This is a genomic window from Corallococcus sp. AB045 (genome assembly GCF_003668895.1).
Lineage (GTDB): Bacteria > Myxococcota > Myxococcia > Myxococcales > Myxococcaceae > Corallococcus > Corallococcus coralloides.
On sequence record NZ_RAWN01000384.1, the window covers coordinates 1 to 3,106 of the forward strand.

At 65.8% G+C, this 3,106-nt stretch carries 3 protein-coding genes and 1 pseudogene; 3 read left to right on the top strand and 1 reads right to left on the bottom strand.

Annotated elements, in window-relative coordinates; all coding sequences use genetic code 11:
- Positions 1–125: 125 nt before the first annotated feature.
- The 3 genes and pseudogenes from D7Y21_RS40800 to D7Y21_RS40810 all read left to right on the top strand — a co-directional run.
- Positions 126–863, top strand: a pseudogene (locus D7Y21_RS40800) (AHH domain-containing protein); the annotation flags it as partial.
- Positions 864–877: 14 nt separating this feature from the next.
- Complete coding sequence (locus D7Y21_RS40805) at positions 878–1,447, top strand: imm11 family protein (RefSeq protein WP_121718584.1); 570 nt, start codon at positions 878–880, stop codon at positions 1,445–1,447.
- A 37-nt stretch (positions 1,448–1,484) separates the two neighbouring features.
- Positions 1,485–2,270 carry a hypothetical protein gene (locus D7Y21_RS40810; protein ID WP_121718585.1) on the top strand — a complete coding sequence of 262 codons (786 nt, stop codon included), beginning with the start codon at positions 1,485–1,487 and terminating at the stop codon, positions 2,268–2,270.
- Positions 2,271–2,315: 45 nt separating this feature from the next.
- Here the strand turns inward: D7Y21_RS40810 and lexA are convergent, their stop codons facing one another.
- Positions 2,316–2,984 carry a transcriptional repressor LexA gene (lexA, locus tag D7Y21_RS40815; protein ID WP_120565881.1) on the bottom strand — a complete coding sequence of 223 codons (669 nt, stop codon included), beginning with the start codon at positions 2,982–2,984 and terminating at the stop codon, positions 2,316–2,318.
- Positions 2,985–3,106: the final 122 nt, after the last annotated feature.

Below are 3,106 nucleotides of genomic sequence, written 5' to 3' on the forward strand. Positions count from 1 at the left end.
ACCGAGGTACCGCAGGTGCTGCAGCAGCGGAAGCGTCCGGCCCACGAATGGATGGAGCGGGTGGGTGATGATCACCGAATCCTGCGACGACGGCTGCTTGGATGGGGTGCGCTGAGATGGGTTTCCCCGAACCCGTCACGAAGGTCATCGCGGCTCTTATGACCGCGACTGCCATCGCGTATCTGGGCGTGGACACGGTGTGGGGACTGCTGAACGGGTGGTTGACGCTGGTGAAGCAGGCGGACCGCGCGCTGACGTTCGAGGATTTGCGCGAAGCAGGGGAGGGCTACGGGAAGGTGCTGGGGAAGAACGCCGCGCGGGTCTTCGTGATGCTGGCCACGGCGGCGGTGGGCAACACGGTGGGGCTGGCGGCGAAGACCCCGGTCCTCCCGGGCTCCGCGCAGGCAGCGCTCGCGGTGGAAGCGCAGGCTGGCTACGCGTACGCGGGCATTGGTGGCGTGCGGTCCGTGGCCATGACCGCGGATGGTTTCACCATCGCACTGGCGCCCAACGCGGTCGCCATGTCGTCACGCGGTGGGAGCCAGAAGCACCACCTCGCGACCCTGAGGAACAACGTTTCCGCGCATCGCGGAGGACCGTGGACACCCCGTTTCCATCGCATCTTCAAGAAGGCAGGAATGGAGCTGAAGGATCCGGAGAACGTCGTCGAGGTCCCGGGCCATCGCGGTCCTCATCCGCAGCGCTACCATCAGCGCGTCTACGACCGGCTGGAAGAGGCGACGCGCGGGTGTCGCAGCGTCGAACAGTGTCGCGAAGCTCTCGTCGCTGAGCTCAGGAGGTTGGCCCAAGAGGCCACCACGCACGGCTCAGGCCTCCACAAGCTGCTCATGCGAAGCGAGTGAATCCGGAGACATCCATGCCACGGCGCTTCTATCGCCTACTTGATGACGTCACCCTTCCTGGGAGATGGGAACTGGGCATCCCCCTGGATGCGAGGGGGAACGAGGTCGAAGACCCCTGGATGTTCAGGGAGGGCCGACATGTTCCTCCTCAACAAGGGCTGCTCGTTCCCATCGAGCATTCGGGAACGCCCCTCGACTTCTCCCTTGCGGGCTTCAGTACGCCCGTTGTGAGCGCTCGGGTCGCAGCTGTTTTTTCAGAGCGGGCAGCACAGGACATCCAACTTGTGCCCGTGGCAGTCCTGGGACATGCGGAGCCGTACTTCATCCTTGTGGCGACCCGGCTCATCCGCTGCATCGATGACGAAGCTTCCGAAGAGGTGATCCGGTGGACGCCTCAAGACGGCCGGCCGGACCGGGTAGGCCAGTATCGCGACGTCGACGGAATGCGCATTGACCCAGCCCAGGTCGGCGATGTGCAGGTCTTCAGGACGTGGGGATGGTCCATCGCCCTCATCGTCTCCGAGGACATCAAGCACGCCCTGGAACGCATCCGCGCCTCGGGAATACGGTTCACCGAAGTCTGATTGTCATGCCGTGACGGAGCGCCGAGGGGGAAGAACCATGATGCGGTGGTGCCATCTGCTGGTCCTGGGACTGACGCTGGCGTGCTCCGAGCGGCCACCTCCTCTTGCTCCCCGGACCTGGCCGCGCTCCCAGAGCTCCGGGTTCGGCACGGTGACGTCGGTGGAGCGCGTGCACATCACCCAGGGCTTCACGGTCGTCCGCGGTGAGACGCAAGAAGAGGTCACCATCCACGAAGGACTGTTGATCAAGATCCAGGGCCTGAGCCCGCTGGATTTCCTGCCCACGGCCCTCATGCCACCCTCGCTGGTGCTGGGGGACACCTTCGCGGAGATGATCTCCAGGCCCTCCGGCTCAAGGCCCACCGTGATCCTCACGGAAGCGCCCCCGCCTGGAACCGAGGTCGGGCTTTGGATGACCCTTCCCTGGGAAGGCTCGACCGTGCGCGGGGCTGAATTCAAGAACGCGCAGACCCGCGAGCTGGGTCCCAAGGGCAGTGGGGTGAACATCCAGACCCCCTCCGCCGATGCGCCCGTCACCTCCTACCTCTCAGTGGAAGTGCTCAAGGAGAAGGTCCGGGGCCGCAGGACCATGAACGGAGTCCACGCGCCCGAACTCTGCGCCAGCATCCAGGTCGCCTGCGGCTTCAAGGACACCACGTTCGGCCGCATCGACTGTGGCATGTGTCCCCAGGGCCAGACCTGCACCGCGGACAACACCTGCTGCACGCCCGCGACCTGCGCTTCCCTGGGCCGCTCCTGCGGCACCGTCGTGCCGGACGGCTGCGGCCACGCGCTCGACTGCGGCGCCTGCCCCGTCCGCTGATACCTCCCGCCCGGGCTCACCGTGCCCGGGCGGAAAGTCACTGCCTTAAGTCCGGCCGCCCTGCAGCTTCCGGTACACGCCCACCACCTGCCCCAGGATCATCGTGGAGCGGAAGTCCGTGCGGTTCACGTAGATGGGCTGCATCGTCGCGTTCGCCGGCTGGAAGCGGATGCGGTCCTGCTCCGGGTAGTAGCGCTTCACCGTGGCCTCGTCCTCGATGAGCGCCACCACGATCTCACCCGGCTGCGCCGACGGCGTCTTCTTCACGAAGAGGTAGTCCCCGTCGTGGATGCCGTCGTCGATCATCGACTGGCCCTTGACGCGGAGCGCGAAGACCTCACGGCCGTTCACCCCGCCCAGGAGGAAGCTGTCGATCTTGACCGAGTCCTCCATGTGCTCCTGCGCCAGCGCCGGCGCACCCGCCGCCACCTTGCCCAGGAGGGGAATCTCCACCATGCCGGACTCCCGGCTCTTCATCCCCAGGCCCAACAGCAGCCTCGCCCGCTTGGTGGGCACCAGCGAGCGGCTCTGCTGCTCGCCCCGGGTCAGGTAGCCCTTGCGCTCCAGGGCCTTCAGGTGGTCGTTCACCCCGTTGGTCGACCGGATGTCCATGTGCTCCCCAATCTCCCGGATGGTCGGGGGGAAGCCTCGGACTTCCGATTCCTTCACGATGAAGGTCAGGATTTCGCGCTGGCGCTCCGTGAGCTCTTCCATGGCCGCACTCCTTCGCTCGGTCGCCCGCCTGCTCTGGCGGTGATGGGCAACAGAATTTCAGTGGCCCATGCTCCCTGAACATACGTGTAGAGTCAATCTGTTCAGTACCCCCACCCATACCC

What these genes read in the sequence shown, in the direction of transcription:
- lexA (WP_120565881.1), bottom strand. Translation starts at nt 2,984, where the DNA reads ATGGAAGAGCTCACGGAGCGCCAGCGCGAAATCCTGACCTTCATCGTG.
- D7Y21_RS40805 (WP_121718584.1), top strand. Translation starts at nt 878, where the DNA reads ATGCCACGGCGCTTCTATCGCCTACTTGATGACGTCACCCTTCCTGGG.
- D7Y21_RS40810 (WP_121718585.1), top strand. Translation starts at nt 1,485, where the DNA reads ATGATGCGGTGGTGCCATCTGCTGGTCCTGGGACTGACGCTGGCGTGC.